This is a genomic window from Rhizobium sp. Leaf306 (assembly GCF_001423425.1).
Classification (GTDB): domain Bacteria; phylum Pseudomonadota; class Alphaproteobacteria; order Rhizobiales; family Rhizobiaceae; genus Neorhizobium; species Neorhizobium soli.
Map to the genome: position 1 here is coordinate 475,191 of NZ_LMNX01000003.1, position 19,262 is coordinate 494,452.

Here is a 19,262-nt window from a genome sequence, read left to right on the forward strand (position 1 = left end):
CCCTGTTCTCCCGTCTCGTGCGGGGTTCGAAAATGCGTCGTGTGTCAGGCGGTGGTCAGTGCCAGTCGCCTTCCAGCAGCGCGCGGGTTTCGGAAACGGCGACCTCCCAAATCGCAGCCATGTCTTCATCGGGGCGTTGGTAGAGACCGTGATAATTGCCGTCGCCGAGCAGTTCACGCTTCTGCGCAGCGCCGACGCGGGCAAGCGCCGCGTAGTCGATCTGTGGCTTGGCAGTCGTCGGCTGACGCTCGTCGGTGGTGCGTGTCCAGGGGAAGTTCTCCATCCAAGACGCGTGCGATGCGGCGGGATCGGTCTGCTGCACCTTGGCCAGCGTCTGCGGCGCCCGCCACCAGTCGTGGAATTTGACCGATGCGTCGGGGTGGGCATTCAGCCATTCGGAAATCACCACCGTTGCCGGCGAGTTGCCGCCATGTCCGTTGACGATCAGGATACGCCTGAAACCGGAGCGGTAGATGCTGTCGAGCAGATCCTCGATGACGCCGATATAGGTGGCGAGCGATAGCGTCAGCGTTCCCGGAAACGTTGCGAACGAGGAGGCAAGGCCATAAGGCACGACCGGAAAGACTGGAATGCCGAGCGGCTCGGCAGCATCGACCGAGACCTTTTCAGCCAGGATCATATCGGTCGCGAGACTGAGATAGGCGTGCTGCTCGACGCTGCCGATCGGTAAAATACAGCGATCATCTTTTGCGACGCGCTCTTCGACTAGCATCCAGTTCATGTCGGCAATCTTCAATTCGCTACCCTCGTTCTCAAACTTCGCGCAACTGCGCAAAGAACGTTCTGTTTTCCGCATGGCCGCACAATATTTGTGCTTTCCGATGCTTTGTGTCGCATGAAGCAAAGTTCCATACGGGACTAAAAAAAGAAATTGACAGCCATTTAAACGATCGTCAAGTTCCATACGGGACTAAACCTCACGAAGCTCGAAAGCGACCGAAGAGTGCGACAGACGCGTGGACCGACACTGGAGACCCTGCTGCGGGAGGGCGGAAAAGCCGCCGCCGGCACGCATGGCGTCGAGGACCTGGTATCCGTGAAACTGTGGAAGAACCCCTGCTGGTTGTCGTTCCGGTTCAACTTTCTGGCGCTGCAGTTCAACGAGCCGATCTACCGACTGATCGAAAAGGAACACGGCCTGGCGCGGCCGGAATTCGTCGTCATCTATTCGCTCGGCCTGTCCGACGGACTGACGGCCAGTGCCATCTGCAATTCCTCGGGCTTTCCGAAGAACACGATCAGCCGGGCGATCCAGAAGCTGATCGACAAGAACATCGTCCGTCGCGAAATCGACCAGGCGGACCTCAGAAGTTTTGTCCTCTACATCACCGAGGAGGGCAGACGCATCGTCGATCAGGCCATGCAGCCGATGGTGGAGCGCGAGAGAGCCATGATCTCGTCGCTGACGCCTGCCGAACAGCTGATGTTGTCGGAACTGCTCGCCAAGGTCGTCGTCGATTCGCCCAACTGGCCACCAATGACAACAATAGAGGAGAACGAAGAATGACGGCTTCCAGGACATTCCGCACCATCGTGCTCGCCGCAGCATTGCTCGGCGGCGTTTCGAGCGCAGCACTTGCCGCCGACCTCACCATCGGCGTGCGCGCCGGTCCGCTGTCGATCGATCCCGATTTCACCGCCGCCGGCACTCACGCCGAGGCGATGAAGCACATCTACGACTCGCTGATCAAGTCGGGCAACAATCTCGAACTCGAGCCGGGCCTTGCCACCAGCTGGACCGCGATCGACGACACGACCTGGGAATTCAAGCTGCGCCCGAACGTCAAATTCCATGACGGTTCGGACTTCACCGCCGAGGACGTCAAATTCTCGATCGAGCGTATTCCGAAAGTCGCTGGCCCGAACCCGACAACGATCTACGTCCGCCGCGTCAAGGGCGTAGAAATCGTCGATCCGCTGACGATCCGCGTCAAGACGGACGGACCGGCGCCAACCCTGCCCAACGATTTCATCCGTCTGTTCGTGGTGTCGCATATCGCTGCCAAGGATTATTCCGACAGCGCCGAAAAGGCGTCGGAAGGTTTCAATTCCGGCAAGGCCGCGATCGGGACCGGTCCTTACAAGTTCGTGTCCTGGACGCCGAAGGAGCAGCTGGTTCTTCAGAGCTTCGATGGTTACTGGGGCGGCAAAGAGCCGTGGGACAAGGTCATCCGTAAGGAGCTTCCCAACGACGCCGCCCGCGTTGCACAGCTGAAGGCCGGCCAGGTCGATCTGATCGCCCGTATTCCGGCATCCGACGTGCCGACGCTGGAAAGGGATTCGAAGCTGACGATCGTTCGCCAGGACAGCGTCTACCTGTTCAACATGGCTTTCGACTTCCGCGAAAAGTCGCCGCAGGTGACCGCCAAGAACGGCTCGCCGCTGCCGAAAAACCCCTTCATCGATCCCCGGGTGCGTGAAGCCTTCGATCTTGCAATCGATCGCGAAACCATCACCGAGATCGCCATGGAAGGCATGGGCACCGTCCAGTCGCAGCTCGTGACGCCGAACATCTTCGGCTACAATCCGGATGTGAAGCCCGCACCTTCCGATGTCGAGAAGGCAAAGAAGCTGCTGGCCGACGCCGGTTATCCCGATGGTTTCAAGGTGACGTTCTCGTTCACCAACGACCGCCTGCCGGGAGACAAGGACACCGGCACGACGATCGCCCAGATGCTGACCGCGATCGGCATCCAGGTGGAAGCCAACGCACAGCCCGGCGCCGTCTATTTCCCGGCCAACACGCGCGGCGATTACTCGCTGACCATGTCCGGCTGGGGCACGCTGACGGGTGAGGCGAACTACACGCTGTCGTCGCTGGTCCATACCAACGATCCGACGAAGAAGCTCGGCGCCTTCAACATCCGCGGTTACTCCAACCCCGAAATGGACAAGCTGATCGAGGCGGCCGGTGTCGAGATGGATGCGGGCAAGCGCGAACAGTACCTGAAGGACGCCAACGCGCTGGTCGCTTCCGATCGCCCCAATCTTTCGATCGCCTCGATCGTTTCCGCCTGGGGCATGAAGAAGACGATCACCATCGTGCCGCGTTCGGACGAAGACACACTGGCCATGAACATCAGGCCTGCGAAATAGCCTCCACGCCAACCGGAGGTAAACTTGGCCGGGCAGTTCTGCTGCCCGGCTTTTTTATTCATGGGAAGGAGAAGATCATGGGCAAGATTGCACTGGCAATCCATGGCGGCTGCGGGGTGATGGCCAAGCTCGGCCTCAGCGAAGCGGAATGGGACGCGGCGCGCGTCGATCTCGGTCACGCCTTGAAGGCCGGATGGGCGGTGCTGAGCACTGGTGGCTCGGCGCTTGACGCCGTACAGGCATCGGTCGTGGTGCTGGAAGACAGCCCCCATTTCAATGCCGGCTATGGCGCAGCCCTCAATGCCGCCGGCGAGCACGAACTCGACGCCTCAATCATGGATGGCGCGACCCTCGAAGCAGGCGCAGTGACGCTGGTGCGGCGCATCCGCAATCCCGTCAAGGCGGCGCGGCGGGTGATGGAAAAGGGCGACGCCGTGCTGATGGGCGGCCACGCGGCCGACGAGTTTGCCACGGTCGAGGGGCTGGATGTCGTCGAACCCGATTATTTCACCACCGAGAAACGCGTGCACGCCCTGGCGGCGATGAAGGCGCATGCGGCGGCCGGAACGGCGGCAGCGGCGAGCGAATCCGAAAAGCACGGCACGGTGGGTGCCGTCGCGCTCGACAGTGCCGGGCATCTGGCGGCCGCAACCTCTACCGGCGGCTATAACAACAAACCGGTCGGTCGTATCGGCGATACCCCGATCGTCGGCGCCGGCACCTATGCCCGCGACGGTCTCTGCGCTGTATCTGGCACCGGCAAGGGCGAGCTCTTCATCCGCTATGCCGTCGGCCATGAGGTCGCAAGCCGCATCGGCTATCTCGGCGAAACCGTGGAGCAGGCGGCGTCGAAGGTGATCATGGAAGACTTGAAGCCGCACGCTATCGGTGCCGGACTTGTGGCGGTCGGAGCGGACGGATCGATCGCAGCCCCTTACAACACCGACGGCATGTTTCGCGGCTGGGTCACGCCGGACGGCGAATTCTTCGTTGCGACACACGAGAAGGTATTTGCATTCTGATGGACTGCTTAAGATCCCTTCATCTCGAAGGAAACTTTCGGCCGCTTTGATGTAGCGGCCGACAAGAGCGGTCTCAATGGACAAACTGTATGCCTTTGAAAGGCTGGTCGTCACAGCAGAGCAATCATTTGGAGCTCATCGGAGTTTTTCTTCGTGACGTAGTGTATGCGAGTTTTGAAAACCAGCGTCCGCAATCAGTTGTGATCACGACGGCGACTAGCAACTAGCTGATCGATACACGGTGTTCGAGCGACTTACCCGGTATCGCCGCCAGCAGAAGCTGCGTGTAGGAATTCTGCGGATTGCCAAGCAACTCTCGGGTCGGTCGCATTTCCACGATCTCTCCGCGCTGCATGACTGCAATGCGGTCACAGACCTGGGCTGCAACATGCAGGTCGTGGGTGATGAACAACATCGCCAGATCTAGCTTTCCCTTCAGTTCCTCGAGAAGCTCCAGGACCTGTTTCTGGATCGTGACATCCAGCGCCGAGACGGATTCGTCGGCGATCAGCACGTCTGGCTTTAGGGCAAGCGCTCTTGCCAACCCGATACGCTGCCGCTGGCCGCCTGAAAATTCGTGCGGAAGGCGATCGATAGCACGGGCATCGAGCCCAACGAGTTTCAGGAGATCAACTGCCTGCTGCAGAGCTTCGCCTTTCGGCACGCCATGGGCAATCGGACCGTCAGCGATGCTGAGGCCCACCTTGCGACGCGGATTGAGCGAGGCAAAGGGATCCTGGAACACCATCTGGATGCGTTTGCGCGCATGGCGCAGGCCACGTGCCGGAAGCGCACCGAAATCGTCACCTCCCAGCATGATCTTGCCACTGTCCGGTTCGACAAGTCTTGTGACGAGCCTCGCCACCGTCGATTTTCCCGAACCGGATTCACCGATGATGCCAAGTGTCTCGCCGCGCCGGATCTCGAAGCTGACATCTTTCACCGCGTGCACAATGCGCTTCGGTTTGAACAGGCTGCCGCCTGTCACGTAGGTCTTGCGCAGGTTGGCAACCGAGATCGCGATGGTCTTGTCATCCACCTCGGCACGAACCGGCGGAACGCCGTTCGGAACGGCCGCAAGAAGGGCTTTCGTGTATTCGTGGGTTGGTCGGCGCAGCACGTCTTCTGCTGTGCCCTGCTCTACGACGATGCCCTTTTGGAGAACTAGCACTTCGTCTGCAATATCGGCCACGACCCCGAAATCGTGGGTGATGAAGATCACCGACATTCCGCGCCGTTGCTGGATGTCTCGGATCAGCTGGAGAATTTGCGCCTGCGTGGTGACGTCGAGAGCGGTCGTCGGCTCGTCCGCGATCAAGACGACAGGCTCGAGCGCCAGGGCCATGGCGATCATCGCACGCTGACGCTGACCGCCGGAAAGCTGGTGCGGAAAGCTCTGGATGATACGCTCGGGATCAGGCAGGCCGACTTCTGTCGCGAGTTTTACCGCCTGCGCACGGCGCTCCTCGGGTGTCAGCAGCCCATGGGCCTCGAATATTTCTGCGATTTGGTCGACGATCCGCATCGACGGATTGAGCGCCGTCATCGGTTCCTGGAAGATCATGCCGATCTGGCTGCCGCGCAGGGCACGCAGGCTCTCTTTGTCGACCTTCAGAAGATCGCGGCCACCGAACAGGATCTCTCCGCCGGCAACGCGGATTGCCTTCGGCAGAAGGCCCATCACGGTCTGGGCACAAAGCGATTTCCCCGAGCCGGATTCCCCGACAATGCAGAGAATTTTCCGTTTATCGAGATGGAAGGTCAGATCGTCGAGCGCATATTCGCGGTCTCCGCCTTCCGGAAGCGCGAGCCGGAGATTTTTGACCGTCAGGATTGGAGATGACATGCTGATTACCTCAATAGCCGAGTGCCATGCCGTCCTTGCGGTGGTCGGATGCCCCCAGAAGAACGCCGCGCTTGTAGTCGATCATGATTGCCTGGCAACCTCCGATGGGCTCGTCCGCCCATTCGGTGACGTGACCACGCCGTTCTAAATCCGCTTTCACGTCCGGCGAAATCGTCGGCTCGAGGCTCAGCTTGCCGTTGTGACAAAAGCTGCGCGGCTGATCGCTCGCCTGCTGCGGATCGAGATCGCGGTCGAGGATCTGGCTGAGAAGGTGGGCGTGTCCCGTCGCCTGATACTGGCCGCCCATCACTCCGAAGGCCATGCGGGTGCGTCCGTTTTCGGCAAGTTGCGCCGGAATGATCGTATGGAAGGGTAGCTTGCCGGGGCCGATCGCGTTCGGGTGGCCTTGCCTGACGACGAAGCCGGCGCCGCGGTTCTGCAAAAGTACACCTGATTTCGGTGCATAGATGCCGCTGCCGAAGGCGAAGAACACCGAGTTGATCAGCGACATGGCATTGCCGTCGCAATCGACCACGGAGACGTAGACGGTGTCCTTGTGCTCGGGACCGTCCCATATGCCGGGTGCTGTGGCCTGTTCCATGCTGATCTTCGCCCGCATCGTCTCGATCGACCGGTCGGACAGAAGTGCCGCGATATCGAAGGTGATATGCTGCGGATCCGCGATCAGCTCGTCGCGCCTCGCATAGGCAGCCTTGGTGGCTTCCGCGAGAAGATGAATGCGGTCCGCTTCCGATAGGGTGGGATCGCGAAGATCGAAGCCGTCGAGAATGCGGGCGATCAGAAGCGCTGCCAGTCCCTGGCCATTCGGCGGGCATTCGAGAAGATCCATGCACCGATAAGAAGCGCTGATCGGAGTGGTCTCGAAAGCACGGTAGGTTGAAAAGTCGCCCTCCTCATGCAGTCCGCCGAGCGACTTCAGCAGCGTGGTGATCTCTTCGGCGACCGACCCGGCATAGAAAGCGTCGCGACCTTCACTGGCAATGCGACGCAATGTGGCCGCAAGCGCCAGGTTGGTCATCCGCTCGCCGGTCTTTGGTGCCCGACCACCCGGGAGGAAATAGGCGGCGGCATCCGGATATTTCTGCACCCGGTTGGCGTAGCGTACCCAGTCGAGTTCGACGCGCGGCGTGATGCAATAGCCTTTTTCCGCAGCCTCGATAGCCGGGGCGAGCACCCTGCCCATGTCCCGCCCACCATAGGTCGCAACGAGATGGCACCAGGCATCAACGGCGCCCGGCACGGTCACCGCGTGGGGGCTGTCATCGGCAATGCTCGTGATGCCTTTTTTGAAAAAGTAATCGAGTGTGGCTGCCATCGGCGCACGACCTGAGCCGTTGAGCGCAATCGGCTTGCCACCAGCCGGTGTATAGAGCGCGAAGCAATCGCCACCAATCCCCGTCATATGGGGGTCGATCACCGATTGTAGGGCGATAGCGGCCACCGCCGCATCGACGGCATTGCCGCCGGCGCGCAGAATGTCCACCGCAGCAAGGGTTGCCTGCGGATGCGAGGTTGCCGCCATACCGCGATCGGAAATTGCCACCGACCGGCCGGGCCTAAAGAAATCACGTTGCTGCATGGACATTCCCCGTCATCTTCAATTGCTCGATGTCCAGCTGGGCGGCGGCTGCTTCGTCGCAGAATACAGTGACTGCAGCATGCCGTTGCAGGGACGAAGCCGGACAATCGAGGCTGACCTGGCCCTGCAGCGCTGCCGCCAGGGCTTCGGCTTTCGCCGCCCCCGTCGCAAGCAGCACGATCTCACGTGCCTCGAGAATGGTGCCGATGCCCATCGTCAACGCGGTTTCCGGCGGATCTTCGCCGTCTGGAAAATCCGGACGGTTGGCATCGATGGTCGATTGCGCAAGCCGAACCATTCGCGTCCGGCTGTCATGTGCCGAGCCCGGCTCGTTGAAACCGATATGACCGTTGCGGCCGATGCCGAGCAACTGCAAATCGATCCCGCCATTGTCTGAGATCATCTGTTCGTAGACTTTCGCGGCCGCGTCGAGATCAGACGCGGTGCCATCGGGAATGTGCGTTCGGGTCACGTCGACATCGACATGATCGAAGAACAGCTCGCGCATGTAATAGGCAAAGCTCGCAGAATGATCCCGGCCAAGACCGGTATATTCGTCGAGATTGAAGCAGCGCGTCTCGCGCCATGAAACCGTCTCGGTTTGACCGATCAACGTCCTGTACACCGTTCGTGGCGTTGAACCCGTCGCAAGCCCAAGCGTCAGGGCAGGCATCGCAGCAATCCGCTCCAGTATGAGAGAAGCCACAGCCTCGGACGCAAGCTCGGGGGTCTGATAGATCCGGATTGTGGGGCGGTGAAGGTCCCGTGGCATCGAGTTCATAAAGCACCTTCCAGGGACTTCGGAGTAACCGGCTCGACCCCGCGCAGAGGGAGGCCGAACAGAGCTTGGTAAAACCCCTCCTGCGCAATTGCGACGGCGCCAAGAATGCCAGCCCGGTTTCCGAGCGAGCTGATGACGCAGGCGGGCGGCACGGGCATGCAGCGCGTGAGATGGTACTCCACCCGATCGATCAATTCCGCACGGGAGCCAACGCTGCCTCCAAAAATCACCCGCTGCGGATCCAGCACGGCGGCAATCGCCGCAATGGCAACGGCAACGGTGCGGCCCACTTCGTCTATGACTGTCTGGGAAGCCCCGTCTTGTCGCGAAAAGATTTCGCGAACCGTCAAACCTTCGACGCCACTGTTTCCGGCATACCGCGACCGGATCGCGGCGCTGCCGACAGATGTTTCAAGCACGCCGGAACCGAACGCAGAGGAATTGAAGGGGTCGCCGCCGATCGGCAGGGTCGAGATCTCGCCAGCTGCGCCACGGGCACCACGAATGAGCCGCTTCTCGCTGATGATACCCATCCCGATCCCGGTTCCGAGCGCCACGAAGACGAAATTATCGATATCCTGCCCTTCGCCGAGGACCTGCTCGCCCTTGGCCGCGACATTGACATCGTTTTCGAGAACCATCGGAAAGCCGAGGCGCCCGGTCAGCGCCGCCTCGAAATCGAAATCGGTCATGCCGGCGATATTCGGCATCATGGTGATACGACGGGTCTTTGGGTCCACCGCACCAGGAATGCCGACCGCGCCCATCCGCACGAGCTGCGGCTCGATCCCGATCTTGGCCGTCATAGTGTCCAGCAGCACTGCCAGCTGTTCGACGAGATGCATTCCGCCACGGGTGTCTGTCGCCTCCAGGATTTCTTCCACGACTTTACCGGAAAGGTCCGCAATCGACGCATGGACCTTGGTCCCGCCGATGTCGACGCCGAAGAGGAAAGCCTTGCCGGGATCGAGCTCGTAGTTGACTGCGCTGCGCCCGACGCCGCCTTGTGTGCGTCCCGTCTCACGAACCCAACCGTCGACCTCGAGGTCGCGCACGATCTCCGACATCGCCTGCTTCGACAGTCCGGTGACGCGGGCAAGCTCGGCGCGTGAAATCGGTGAACTATCTATGATCGTACGGAGCACGGTACGCGAGGTGATTTGTCGCGTTAGGGGCGCCAATCCAGAAATATCGGTCATGATCTCATTCAATTCGTCATCTTTGCGGACTAAGTTAACTGGCGGGGTATGTCTGTCAATCGAAATAAGGCTAAAATCGATTGAAATTCATGCAATTTGTGAAGGAAGGAAATTATTTAGTCATCCTTCTTTACAATAGGGATGTTCCTGTGCATCACTGATCGACGTACAAAAACTGGGCGAAACGCGCTCTTCTGCGCGGGTTTGAGGAAAAATAATGGGAACGAGCATCAAACTGGCGATGATGGCGACTGCCATCGCGATGACTTTCACAACCGCGCAGGCGGCAACGCTACGCGTCGGCATGCAGGACGATCCGGATGCGCTGGATCCTGCGACCTCTGGCACCTACGCCGGACGTATCGTATTTTCGGCAATGTGCGACAAGCTCGTCGATATCGACGCCAAGCTCGAGATCGTACCGCAGCTGGCAACCGCCTGGATCTGGAACGCCGAGGGTACGGAGGTGACGTTCACCCTTCGTGACGGCGTCAAATTCCAGGACGGAACACCCTTCGACGCAGCCGCGGTGAAGTTCAATATCGAACGCATGAAGTCCCTGAAGGATTCCAAGCGCAAGGGTGAGCTCTCGCCCGTCGAAACCGTCACCGTTATTGATGCGACCCATGTTTCATTCAAGCTGAAATCGGCCTTCGCCCCGCTTCTCGCCGTCCTGTCCGACCGCGCGGGCATGATGGTGTCTCCGGCGGCTGCCGCGGAAGGCAAGGAATTTTCCGCCAACCCGGTTTGCGCGGGCCCCTTCAAGTTCAAGGAGCGCCGCGCGCGCGACGTGATCTCACTCGAAAAATTCGACGGCTACTGGAATGCCGCGGCGATCGGTTACGATGACGTCCAGTACCTCTATATTCCGGATTCGACCGTGCGCCTTTCGCGGCTACAGGCCGGTGATCTCGAAATCGCCGAGCGCATCGCGCCGACCGACCTCGGCGCCGTCCGCGGGAACAAGGCGCTGGCGCTCCACACGTCGCCCGGCCTTGCCGTCTCACATCTGATGATCAATGTCGGCAACGGCGAAAAGGGCGGCGCGCTCGGCAAGGAGCCACGGCTTCGCCAGGCACTCGAGCTCTCGATCGACCGCAACGTCATCAACAAGGTTGCCTTCGCCGGCGAGTTTTCTGCCGACAATCAGATGATCCCGCCATCCAGCATTTTCTATGACAAGGCGCATCCGGCTCCCGCCCGCGACATCGACAAGGCCAAGGCTCTCATTGAAGAAGTCGGCGGCGACGCACCCGTCGTCGAGATCACCTACGAAAACTCGCTCGCCGATGGTCGCGTTGCTCAGATCATCCAGTCAATGGCGGGCGAAGCTGGCTTCCAGATCGAACTGGTTCCGCTCGAAACGGCATCCGCCGTCGAACGCTACCTCGCTGGTAACTTTCAGGCCTATATCGGCAACTGGAGCGGCCGCGCCGATCCGGACCCGACACTGATCTCCTTCTTCGGCAAGGAAGGCAGCCAGAACGTCAACAAGTATAGCAACCCGGAAATGGATAAGGCCCTCGGAGAGGCGCGCGCGACGTCTGACGTCGAAAAACGTAAGGCTCTCTACGGGACGGCGACCGGCATCTACCTCGCCGACCTGCCGACGATTCCGCTTTACCACCCGAACTGGTTCTATGCGGCACGCACCGATGTCAGCGGCATCACGGTTTATCCAGACGGCCTCCTGCGTCTGACCGACGTAAAGCCTGCGAAGTAAGCCCAAGCCCGTCAGGGCATTGTGTAAATCATCCCGCCAGCCGGACCGTGGTGCTGGCGGGACCACACGAGAAAGCTCATGCTCTCCTACGTCCTGCGTCGCCTGGCAATCGCCATACCCACACTTCTGCTCGTCTCGATCCTGGTCTTCAGCCTGCTGAAGTTCCTTCCCGGTGATCCGGCGATCGCGCTGGCCGGTGAGGAACGCGATCCTGCCGTCATCGAGTATCTGCGGCAAAAGTACAGCCTCGATCAGCCGCTATACGTCCAATACGGCAAGTGGCTCGCCGGGATCGTCCAAGGCGATTTCGGCCTATCGATCCGTACTCGGCTTCCGATCGGCGAGATGATTGCGCAGAAGCTGCCAGTCACGATCCAGCTGTCGGTCATGGCAATGATCCTTGCGACGCTTATCGGCATTCCGGCCGGTATCATCGCAGCGCTGAAGCGCGGAACGGCGGCGGATTACGGCGTCAGCATCATCGGCCTTGCCGGGCTTTCCGTGCCAAGCTTCTGGCTCGGCATCATGCTAATCCTGCTTTTTGCCGTCACGCTCGGATGGTTTCCCTCTGGCGGCTACGTCGCCTTCTTCGATAGTCCTCTCGACAATCTGCGCCACACGCTTCTTCCCAGCCTAGTGCTCGGAACTGCTGCTGCGGCCATTGTCATGCGCCATACGAGAAGCGCAATGCTGCAGGTGCTCAAGCAGGACTATGTCCGCACCGCCCGCGCAAAGGGCTTGAAGGAGCGCATCGTCGTCGTGCGGCACGTCCTGCGCAACAGCCTTGTCCCCGTCGTCACGATGAGCACGCTGCACTTGGGCGAACTCCTGTCGGGTGCCGTATTGACCGAACAGGTGTTCGGGATACCGGGCTTTGGCAAGATGATCGTCGATGGTGTTTTCAGCCGCGATTACGCTGTGGTCCAGGCTGTGGTTCTCTGCTCGGCAGCACTCTTCCTGCTGATGAACCTTCTCGCCGATATCGCCTATGTCATTCTAAGCCCGAGGTTGCGCGGATGAACACGTTGAACGCCACGCTTCAGTTACCGAGCACGTCAGGTGCAAGAAAGTCGGTGCTTTCACGGTGCCTGCGCCAGCCCGGCGTGATGATCGGCGGAACGATCATCCTGTTCTTCGTGCTGGTCGCGATCGCGGCGCCTCTGATCGCGCCCTACCAGCCCAATGCGTCCGACTGGATGGCAATCCGGCAGGGGTCGACAGTTGCTCACTGGTTCGGCACGGACGACCTTGGCCGCGATATCCTGACGCGTATCATCTATGGCACGCGGGCTTCACTGCTTGTCGGCATTGTGTCCGTCGCCATCGCCATCGCCATCGGCGTCCCCCTCGGCATGATCGCCGGCTATTTCGGCGGCCTCGTCGACATGGTGATTTCGCGCATTACGGACGCGCTTCTCGCATGCCCCTTTCTGGTGCTGGCGATCGCGTTTGCCGCCTTTCTCGGTGCAAGCCTTGAAAACGCGATGATCGCGATCGGGATATCGGCCATGCCGATTTTTGTGCGCCTGACGCGCGGGCAGGTCATGACGGTCAAGGCCGAAGACTATGTCGACGCCGCCCGCCTGCTGGGAGTGCCGCACAGGAAGATCATGCTGACCTACATCCTGCCGAACGCTATGGCACCGATCATCGTCCAGGCGACGATTACCATGGCAACTGCGGTTCTTGCCGAAGCCAGCCTCGCCTTTCTTGGCCTCGGCCAACGTCCACCGTCTCCGTCATGGGGAACCATGCTCGATGTTGCCCGACAGTTCCTGACGGAATCACCCTGGATGGCGATCTGGCCGGGTGTCGCGATCATCCTGCTCGTCATGGGCTTCAATCTGTTGGGAGACGGACTGAATGACGCGCTGGATCCGCGACGCGACGACTGATTTGTCACCGAAGGCTTGAACAAAACGCCATACCTTACAAAGGCTGGAGAGCGTAATTTTCTGACAGTAGATCAGACGCACTTCGGGAATTCATACTAGGTCCAGACCACCCTTGAAGCTGTTGGCAACAGCTGCAAGGCGTCCTTCCAGATCTTTCCAGCGAATGGCCTTAATAGGTTTCTGTTCAAAACGCCTGGATGCACGTCTTTGTGTGCAGATCTCCTTTAACCCGACGGAAAAGGGGTGAGATCGGATTTTTGGTCTTCTCGCTTCTGCGCAGCGTTGGGGACTGGGTCTCTGAAGGGACGGTGTTAGCCTCCGACGCAGACTGTCGAGTAGGGCACGCCCGCTTCCTATTTCGTCTGCCTGCCGGCTCCAACGTCCTCGCTGCGTTGGCACTATGCCTCGAGAAACAATCCCAAACGCACGTGAAGAAACGCGTGCTCGCTCATCGTCGTTCCGTGAAAGCTCCCGGCTTGCCAAACAGCGGTACCGCCGCTGTTCCTGCCTACCGGGAGCGTGGATCAAGCGCGTCGCGCAGACCGTCGCCGAGCAGGTTGAACGACAGTACGGTCATGAAGATTGCCATGCCCGGCCATAGCGCCATCCAGGGAGCGTTGCTCATAAACCGCTGGGCGGAATTCAGCATGGAGCCCCAGGATGGTGCCGGCGGCTGCAGTCCGAGGCCAAGGAAGGACATGCTGGCTTCGGCGATAATCGCGGATGCGATCGTCAGGGTCGCCTGTACCATCAACTGGGGAAGAATATTCGGCAGGATATGGCGAACCGCGATCCGCCAACGTGGATTGCCCACGGCACTTGCCGCTTCGATATACTCTTCGGCCCGGATCGAAAGAACCTGACCCCGGGTCAGTCGGATAAAGAGCGGCATGGCGGTGATGCCGATTGCGAGCATCGCATTCGTCAGGCTTGGACCGAGAAAAGCGGCCAGCGCGATTGCAAGGATCAGGAACGGACAGGCGAGCATGGCATCCGTAAACCGGCTGATAAAGCCATCGACCACGCCGCCGAGAAAACCTGCCGCAAGCCCGAGGGGCACGCCGATTGCCATCGCGATCCCGACCGATGTAAGGCCTGCCAGCAACGAAGCGCGGGTGCCCCAGATGATGCGGGAAAGTATGTCGCGGCCAGCTTCGTCCGTGCCGAACAGATGCGCCATTGACGGTGCCTTGCGAACCGCCGTCCAGCTCTGGGATGCCGGATCGTAGGGTGCAAGCAGGGGGGCAAGAATGGCGACGGCCACCACGAACAGCACCACGAAAAGGCCGACGAGCGCACTCTTGCGCTTCGACAGGCGTCGCCACAGGCGACCATGGAAAAAGTTCGTGACGGAGCTGATCTTGGGGGAGACAGCAGGTTTGGTCGTTGCGATCGTTGGCACGGTCAGCCTCTCAGTCTCGGGTTAACAAGGATATACCCGATGTCGGCCAGCAGGTTGAGGGTGATGTAGAACAGCGAGGTGACAAGCACCACGCCTTGGACCACAGGATAATCGCGCGTGAAGACCGCATCGACGATCAGCTTCCCGAAGCCGGGGATCGTAAAGATCTGTTCCGTCAGCACGGCGCCGGATAGCAGGGCGCCGAACTCCAGCGCACCGAGCGTGATGATAGGTGTCAGCGCGTTACGCATTGCGTGCTTAAATACGACGACCCACTCGCTTAGACCTTTGGCCCGGGCGGTGCGGACATAGTCGCTTTCCAGCGCCTGCAGCATGGCGCCGCGGGTATGGCGCATGATGACGCCGGCGATCCCGGTGCCCAGAACGAAGGCGGGCATGATCGTCGTCATAAGGTTCATCTTCAGGTCTTCCCACGGGCTGACGAAGCCGGAGGCGGGAAGCCAGCCAAGGTACACCGAGAAGAACATGATCAGCATGATGCCAAGCCAGAAATTCGGCAGCGAGATGCCGGCCAGCGAGACGACATTGGTGGCGTAATCGACCGGAGTGTTCTGGCGCAGCGCCGAAATTACACCTCCGGTAATGCCAAACACCAAAGCAAGGACAATTCCCATCACGGCGAGCTGCAGTGTCACGGGCAGCTTCAGAAGGATAAGTTCGAGAACCGGGCGATTATGGCGCATGGATTGCCCAAGGTCGCCGGTCAGGACGCCCTTCACCCAGTAGAGATATTGCACGAGCAAGGGCTGATCGAGATGATACTGGGCGCGGATTGCGGCTAGCGTCGCTTCGTCCGGACTTTCACCCGCAAGCACAAGCGCCGGGTCACCAGGAAGCAGATGCTGGAGCGAGAAGATGATCAGCGACAGCAAGACGATGGTCGGAATGAGCTGCAACAGACGACGTGCAAGAAGCGAGGTCAAGGAATTAGCCTCCGGTCACGGTTGAGGAGGGCGTGGGCGTCATCCGGGCTGCCGCCATCGCTTCGAAGGCCGCAAACAGCTTTTCCAGCTTCGGATCGCGAGGTTCGCGGGTGATCTCGGCCGTATCGAGTTCGGGTAGCTCTCGCCAGAACGCACAGGCATTCGCATGGCCGCTTGCCTCAACATCGAGCGCCATGCTGACCGCCGTGCATTCGGGTCGCGCGTGGGGACATCGCGTATGCAGCCTGCAACCTTGCGGAGGCGACATCGGGCTTGGCAGATCGCCATGCAGGCGCGCTTCCTTCGAACGCTGCTGGCTGGGCGGGGCGGCGACCGGAATGGCAGACAGCAACGCCCGGGTATAGGGATGGCGCGGGGTCGCGAAGATTTCGTCCGACGTCCCGATCTCGACGATCTTGCCGAGATACATGACCGCAACGCGGTCGGCGATGTGTTTCACGACGCTCAGATCGTGCGAAATGAAGATGAACGCCAGACCCAATCGGTTCTGCAGGCTCTTCAGAAGGTTCAGGACCTGCGCCTGGATCGACACGTCGAGGGCAGACACGGCCTCGTCGCAGATGATTGCCTTCGGTTCGGAGGCAAGCGCACGCGCAATCACCACGCGCTGACGCTGGCCGCCGGAGAATTCATGCGGATATCGGCTGGCCTGCTCTGGACGAAGGCCGACCATTTCGAGCAGTTCCGCAACGCGTCGAGCGCGCTCGTTTGGCGGCACGATATCGTGCAGCATCAGCGGTTCGCCGATTGTCTGGGCAATCGTCATGCGCGGATTGAGCGAAGCGTAAGGGTCCTGGAAGATCAACTGCACATGCCGGCGCTGACGGCGCATCGCCGCATGGCTGATGTTGGTGATATCCTGACCATCGATCAGGACCTGACCGTCGGTCGGCTGGATGAGGCGCATCAACAACCGGCCGAGCGTCGACTTCCCGCAACCGGATTCGCCGACGATTGCCAGCGTCTCGCCGGGCATCAGGGACAACGACACGTCGTCGACAGCGCCGACGGACGCCAAGGGCCGGCCGAAGACGCTGCGTTTGACGACGAAATTCTTGCCAAGGTGACGCGCCTCGATGATCGGCGTCTTGGCTTTCAAGAGGGCTTCACTCATGGGACGAGGTCCTGCAATGGCGCACGCCAGCAGCGGCTGAGGTGACCTGGGGATATTTCCATCAGGGTGGGCATCTCGGCGCATTTGTCGATGCTGAACGGACATCGCGCCCGAAACCGGCAGCCGGACGGTGGGTTGGCCATGTCCGGGACCGTGCCGGTGATGGCGACAAGCTGTTCTCGCTTCTCGTCCAGGCGCGGCAACGAACCGAGAAGACCAACGGTGTACGGATGCTGCGGAAAGGTGAAGAGGTCTTCGACCGAGCATTGCTCGACAACCTGACCCGCATACATGACGATCACGTCGTCGCAGGATTCCGCGACAACGCCAAGATCATGGGTGATGAGAACGATGGCCGTTCCGGTCTTCTGCCGCAGTTCCCCCATCAGTTCGAGGACCTGAGCCTGGATCGTCACGTCCAGGGCCGTCGTCGGCTCGTCGGCGATCAACAGTTCCGGCTCGCAGGCAAGCGCCATGGCAATCATCACGCGCTGGCGCATGCCACCGGAGAGATTGTGCGGATACTGGCGGTAACGCGTTTCCGGTGATGGGATACGCACAAGCTTCAGCATGGCGATGCCGCGTTCTGTCGCCTCTTTCTTCGAAATCTGTCGGTGACGCAGGATGACTTCGTTGATTTGCTCGCCGACCGTATAGGACGGATTGAGAGAGGTCATCGGCTCCTGGAAGATCATTCCCATCCGGTTGCCGCGCAGGCTGCGCATACCGCTCGTCGTTTCCTCGAGCAACTCGCGACCGGCGAAATTGATGCTGCCGGACACGCGTGCTGTGTGTTCGGGGAGGAGGCGCATGACGGCCAGGGAGGTCACGCTCTTGCCGCTGCCGGACTCGCCGACGATCGCGAGCGTGCGCCCTTTTCGAACGTCAAAACTCACGCCGTCGACGGCAGTGACGGTGCGCGTGTCGTCTTCAAAGACGACACGCAGATCATCGACCCGCAGCACCAAGGCCGCGTGGTCGTCAGCCCGATCCGATCGGGCTGACTTGTCTTGGATGAGATCAGATGAGGTGCTCATTACAGCCTTAAGCAATCAATTCTTCCGGCTCACACCACTCAGGCGGATGATGCCATCCGGAGCGGGCGCAAGGCCGGTGATGTTGGAATTGTGCGCGAAGATCCACTGCGAATGATACATGTAGACAATCGGAAGGTCCTTCTGGAGGATCGTGATTGCCTTGCTGTATTCTGCCTTGCGGGTCTCGACGTCTCCCGATGCGCGGGCTTTCGCCAGGATCGCGTCGAGTTCGTCGTTGCAGTAATGCGCGTCATTGGTCGGAGCACCGCAGGACAGCATCGGCGTGATGTTGAGGTCTGGATCGACGCGTCCGCTCCAGCCGACGAGATGCGATTGGAACTTGCCCTGGCGAGCAACGTCGAGCAGGGTCATCAGCTCTGTCGGCTTGATCGAGACGTTAATTCCGACTTCGGCAACCATCGCCTGGATGAGCTGGGCAACCTGCTGACGTTCGGCATCGGTGGGCACCAGAAGTTCAAGATCGACGGATTCGACGCCGGCTTCCTGCATCTTCTTCTTGGCAGCGTCCAGATCCCGCTCCGGAAGCGGGAAGTTCTTATCGTAGTACTGATTGGAAGGCGGGAACGGCTGGTTGCCGATGCTCGCCTGACCGTCGAATACGACATCGCTGATGGCCTGGCGGTCGATTGCAAGGCTGAACGCCTCGCGGATTGCTGCCTTCTTGCCGGCATCGAGGTTAGCCCCCTCGCCACCAATGCTGAATGTCACGCCGTAATATCCAAGTCCGACGACCGGCTCCACGGCCAACGATGCATCCGCCTTCACGGCTTCGACTTCGGTCGCAGCGAGCCGTTCGATCAGATCGAGCTGGCCGGAACGAAGGTTGAGCAGCCGCACGTTCGAGTCGGGCATGCCGCGATAAACGAGCCGATCGAAGTGGTATTTGTCGGCGTTGTAGTATTTTGGGAATTTCGCAAGGACAATGCGGTCCTGGATCACGCGTTCGGCGAAGGTGTAGGGGCCTGAACAGACGGGAGCATCGGTGAACTTCTCACCGAGCTTTTCAGCTGCAGTCGGGCTAACGATCATGCCGGCCCGGTCGCTGAGAGCTGCCAGCAGTGGTACCGATGGCTGTTTCAGGTTGATCTGGACGGTTGTCGGATCGACTACGTCGACGGTGCTGATGGAGCTGATTTCGGGTTTGCGGCGCGAGAACTTGGCATTGAGAGCCCGCTCGAGATTGTACTTGATTGCGGCGGCGTCGACCTTCGTTCCGTCATGAAAGACGGCATCGTCGCGCAGTTTTAGCGTCAGTGTCTTGCTGTCGTCACCCCATTTCCAGCTGGCAGCCAGCATCGGGATGATCTCACCCTTCTCGTCGATATCGACGATCTTGTCACACAGCGACTGTAGAACGTGGCGGCCAACGAAGCTCCAGTTGGTTGCGGGATCAAGCGTATCAGGATCGTCCTGCAGGCCGATATTGAGCGTCGATTGAGCAGCCGCCGGGGCGGCCGTTGCCTGAATGCCTGCAAGCGCCAGTGTGGCGGCCAGTGCGAGATAGTGTGGTTTCATCGCTATTCCCTCTCTTATTCGAAAA

General features: G+C 60.2%; 16 protein-coding genes. 6 read left to right on the forward strand and 10 right to left on the reverse strand.

Going from position 1 to position 19,262, the window contains the following annotated elements; all coding sequences use genetic code 11:
- Positions 1-55: 55 nt before the first annotated feature.
- Entirely contained in the window at positions 56-742 is a 687-nt protein-coding gene (locus tag ASG19_RS15605) for a creatininase family protein (protein ID WP_348271493.1), read from the reverse strand.
- A 222-nt stretch (positions 743-964) separates the two neighbouring features.
- On the opposite strand from ASG19_RS15605, the gene ASG19_RS15610 reads away from it, so the two are divergent.
- The 3 genes from ASG19_RS15610 (at position 965) to ASG19_RS15620 (ending at position 4,139) form a co-directional block, all read left to right on the forward strand.
- Complete coding sequence (locus ASG19_RS15610; protein WP_082476359.1) at positions 965-1,528, forward strand: MarR family transcriptional regulator; 564 nt, start codon at positions 965-967, stop codon at positions 1,526-1,528.
- The gene (locus tag ASG19_RS15615) at positions 1,525-3,117 is read left to right on the forward strand and encodes an ABC transporter substrate-binding protein (protein ID WP_062459230.1); all 1,593 of its coding nucleotides are present in this window, start codon (positions 1,525-1,527) and stop codon (positions 3,115-3,117) included. The genes ASG19_RS15610 and ASG19_RS15615 overlap by 4 nt, the downstream gene beginning before the upstream one ends.
- Positions 3,118-3,194: 77 nt before the next feature.
- Positions 3,195-4,139, forward strand: a complete 945-nt coding sequence (locus tag ASG19_RS15620; protein WP_062459234.1) for an isoaspartyl peptidase/L-asparaginase — start codon at positions 3,195-3,197, stop codon at positions 4,137-4,139.
- A 223-nt stretch (positions 4,140-4,362) separates the two neighbouring features.
- Here ASG19_RS15620 and ASG19_RS15625 read toward each other — a convergent pair whose 3' ends face one another.
- The 4 genes from ASG19_RS15625 to ASG19_RS15640 are packed head-to-tail and all read right to left on the reverse strand — an operon-like array spanning position 4,363 to position 9,565.
- Complete coding sequence (locus ASG19_RS15625) at positions 4,363-5,985, reverse strand: ABC transporter ATP-binding protein (protein WP_062459237.1); 1,623 nt, start codon at positions 5,983-5,985, stop codon at positions 4,363-4,365.
- A 10-nt stretch (positions 5,986-5,995) separates the two neighbouring features.
- Positions 5,996-7,585: a gamma-glutamyltransferase gene (gene ggt, locus ASG19_RS15630; protein WP_062460426.1), complete on the reverse strand. Its 1,590-nt coding sequence runs from the start codon at positions 7,583-7,585 to the stop codon at positions 5,996-5,998.
- On the reverse strand, positions 7,572-8,366 hold the full coding sequence (nagB, locus tag ASG19_RS15635) for a glucosamine-6-phosphate deaminase (protein WP_082476360.1): 795 nt from the start codon (positions 8,364-8,366) through the stop codon (positions 7,572-7,574). Before nagB ends, ggt begins: the two co-directional genes overlap by 14 nt.
- Complete coding sequence (locus ASG19_RS15640; protein WP_062460431.1) at positions 8,363-9,565, reverse strand: ROK family transcriptional regulator; 1,203 nt, start codon at positions 9,563-9,565, stop codon at positions 8,363-8,365. The genes nagB and ASG19_RS15640 overlap by 4 nt, the downstream gene beginning before the upstream one ends.
- 217 nt (positions 9,566-9,782) lie before the next feature.
- Between ASG19_RS15640 and ASG19_RS15645 the strand changes: the two genes are divergently transcribed.
- The 3 genes from ASG19_RS15645 (at position 9,783) to ASG19_RS15655 (ending at position 13,183) form a co-directional block, all read left to right on the forward strand.
- Complete coding sequence (locus ASG19_RS15645) at positions 9,783-11,288, forward strand: ABC transporter substrate-binding protein (protein ID WP_062459240.1); 1,506 nt, start codon at positions 9,783-9,785, stop codon at positions 11,286-11,288.
- A 78-nt stretch (positions 11,289-11,366) separates the two neighbouring features.
- The gene (locus ASG19_RS15650; protein ID WP_062459243.1) at positions 11,367-12,308 is read left to right on the forward strand and encodes an ABC transporter permease; all 942 of its coding nucleotides are present in this window, start codon (positions 11,367-11,369) and stop codon (positions 12,306-12,308) included.
- Positions 12,305-13,183 carry an ABC transporter permease gene (locus ASG19_RS15655; protein ID WP_062459246.1) on the forward strand — a complete coding sequence of 293 codons (879 nt, stop codon included), beginning with the start codon at positions 12,305-12,307 and terminating at the stop codon, positions 13,181-13,183. Before ASG19_RS15650 ends, ASG19_RS15655 begins: the two co-directional genes overlap by 4 nt.
- Before the next feature lie 508 nt (positions 13,184-13,691).
- Here ASG19_RS15655 and ASG19_RS15660 read toward each other — a convergent pair.
- Genes ASG19_RS15660 through ASG19_RS15680 form a run of 5 tightly spaced genes read right to left on the reverse strand, consistent with a single transcriptional unit; the run spans position 13,692 to position 19,237 of the window.
- Positions 13,692-14,543, reverse strand: a complete 852-nt coding sequence (locus tag ASG19_RS15660; protein WP_062460433.1) for an ABC transporter permease — start codon at positions 14,541-14,543, stop codon at positions 13,692-13,694.
- A gap of 44 nt (positions 14,544-14,587) precedes the next feature.
- The gene (locus ASG19_RS15665; protein ID WP_062459249.1) at positions 14,588-15,529 is read right to left on the reverse strand and encodes an ABC transporter permease; all 942 of its coding nucleotides are present in this window, start codon (positions 15,527-15,529) and stop codon (positions 14,588-14,590) included.
- 4 nt (positions 15,530-15,533) lie between these two features.
- Complete coding sequence (locus ASG19_RS15670) at positions 15,534-16,664, reverse strand: dipeptide ABC transporter ATP-binding protein (protein WP_062459251.1); 1,131 nt, start codon at positions 16,662-16,664, stop codon at positions 15,534-15,536.
- Entirely contained in the window at positions 16,661-17,701 is a 1,041-nt protein-coding gene (locus ASG19_RS15675; protein WP_082476361.1) for an ABC transporter ATP-binding protein, read from the reverse strand. The genes ASG19_RS15670 and ASG19_RS15675 overlap by 4 nt, the downstream gene beginning before the upstream one ends.
- 15 nt (positions 17,702-17,716) lie before the next feature.
- The gene (locus tag ASG19_RS15680; RefSeq protein WP_062459253.1) at positions 17,717-19,237 is read right to left on the reverse strand and encodes an ABC transporter substrate-binding protein; all 1,521 of its coding nucleotides are present in this window, start codon (positions 19,235-19,237) and stop codon (positions 17,717-17,719) included.
- Positions 19,238-19,262 lie beyond the last annotated feature (25 nt).

Bases quoted from the DNA above. Each gene is read 5' to 3' on its own strand.
- ASG19_RS15605 (WP_348271493.1), bottom strand. From the start codon at position 742: ATGAACTGGATGCTAGTCGAAGAGCGCGTCGCAAAAGATGATCGCTGT.
- ASG19_RS15615 (WP_062459230.1), top strand. From the start codon at position 1,525: ATGACGGCTTCCAGGACATTCCGCACCATCGTGCTCGCCGCAGCATTG.
- ASG19_RS15620 (WP_062459234.1), top strand. From the start codon at position 3,195: ATGGGCAAGATTGCACTGGCAATCCATGGCGGCTGCGGGGTGATGGCC.
- ASG19_RS15625 (WP_062459237.1), bottom strand. From the start codon at position 5,985: ATGTCATCTCCAATCCTGACGGTCAAAAATCTCCGGCTCGCGCTTCCG.
- ggt (WP_062460426.1), bottom strand. From the start codon at position 7,585: ATGCAGCAACGTGATTTCTTTAGGCCCGGCCGGTCGGTGGCAATTTCC.
- nagB (WP_082476360.1), bottom strand. From the start codon at position 8,366: ATGAACTCGATGCCACGGGACCTTCACCGCCCCACAATCCGGATCTAT.
- ASG19_RS15640 (WP_062460431.1), bottom strand. From the start codon at position 9,565: ATGACCGATATTTCTGGATTGGCGCCCCTAACGCGACAAATCACCTCG.
- ASG19_RS15645 (WP_062459240.1), top strand. From the start codon at position 9,783: ATGGGAACGAGCATCAAACTGGCGATGATGGCGACTGCCATCGCGATG.
- ASG19_RS15650 (WP_062459243.1), top strand. From the start codon at position 11,367: ATGCTCTCCTACGTCCTGCGTCGCCTGGCAATCGCCATACCCACACTT.
- ASG19_RS15655 (WP_062459246.1), top strand. From the start codon at position 12,305: ATGAACACGTTGAACGCCACGCTTCAGTTACCGAGCACGTCAGGTGCA.
- ASG19_RS15670 (WP_062459251.1), bottom strand. From the start codon at position 16,664: ATGAGTGAAGCCCTCTTGAAAGCCAAGACGCCGATCATCGAGGCGCGT.
- ASG19_RS15675 (WP_082476361.1), bottom strand. From the start codon at position 17,701: ATGAGCACCTCATCTGATCTCATCCAAGACAAGTCAGCCCGATCGGAT.
- ASG19_RS15680 (WP_062459253.1), bottom strand. From the start codon at position 19,237: ATGAAACCACACTATCTCGCACTGGCCGCCACACTGGCGCTTGCAGGC.